General features: G+C 77.1%; 1 protein-coding gene. It reads right to left on the reverse strand.

Going from position 1 to position 1,123, the window contains the following annotated elements:
* Nucleotides 1–1,123: sigma-70 family RNA polymerase sigma factor (locus OOT08_RS11730; RefSeq protein WP_325092820.1), on the reverse strand; the 1,123-nt coding region annotated here is incomplete at both ends.

The raw sequence follows: 1,123 nt of genomic DNA on the forward strand, positions 1-1,123 counted from the left end.
GTCCGGGGTGCCCGGTCGGCCCCGGGTACGGGGCAGCGGTGCCGGGCGCGACCGGCGTCAGCGCCCCGGGCAGGAGCGGCACGGGGTCGACGGGGTAGGCGTGCGCGGCCGCGACCTCGTCCGCGCCGGGTGAGGACGGTGCCGGGCGCGCCCCCGGGGACGTTTCTGCTCGGGGCGAGTCAACGGATTCCGCCGGGCCGGGGGCCGGCCCAGCACTCGGCGGGCCCGCGGGCGCGCCCTCGGTCGATTCCAGCGGGAACACCGCGCCGAAGGCGAGCCCGGCGACCGCGAGGACCGCGACGCCCGTCGCGGCCAGACCGGTGATCCCGGCGGCGGAGAAACCCGCGGACGCGGCCCCGGTCCCCCCGCCTGCCGTGCCCGATCCGGCCCCCGGGGCCGCCCCGCTCCCCGCGGGCGCGGCGGGCAGGACGGCCGCGCTCGCCGCGGGGGCGGAGACCCCGTCGCGGAGCAGGGCCGCGGCGATCCCGCCGCCAAAGAGCACCGGAAACACCGCCGCCCGGAGCCGGGAACTCAGGTGCCCGAACTCCTCGTAGGCGCTCGTGCAGGGCGCGCACTCGCTGAGGTGCGCGCGCACCCGGTGCTCGGTGCTCGCACGCAGCTTGCCGCGCCGGAGCCCGTCGAAGTGCTCGATCGCGTCGGCGCAGGCGGCGGGTTTCCCGGCCGTGCTCAGGTGCGCTCTGACCCACGCGGAGCGCAGGTGGTCACGCGCGCGCGAAGATTTCACCGCGACGGCGCGGGCGGTGAGCCCCAGGTGCGGGGCCGCCTTCGCGGGGGTGAGCCCCTCGATCTCGGTGTACCAGAGCACCGTGCGCCACTGCTCGGGGAGGGACTGAAACGCGGTCACGGCGGCGCCGAGCTCGAACGCAGCGACCGGTCGGTCCTCGACCGCGGTCTCCGGGGCCTCCGGATCCGAGATGTCGTCCAGGGCGTCGCTCGCGAACTCGCGCTGCCGGCCGCCCCAGGTGGCGACGAGGGAGGCGATCGTGCGGTACAGGTAGGGGCGAAACAGGCTGGTGGGGCCCGAGCCCTGCTGCAGGGCCGTCAGGATGCGCAGATATGCCTCGGCGACGAGGTCATCGACGTCAGACGGCCGCCCGAGCGA

This window comes from Leucobacter sp. M11 (genome assembly GCF_035726885.1).
GTDB lineage: Bacteria > Actinomycetota > Actinomycetes > Actinomycetales > Microbacteriaceae > JAPFRB01.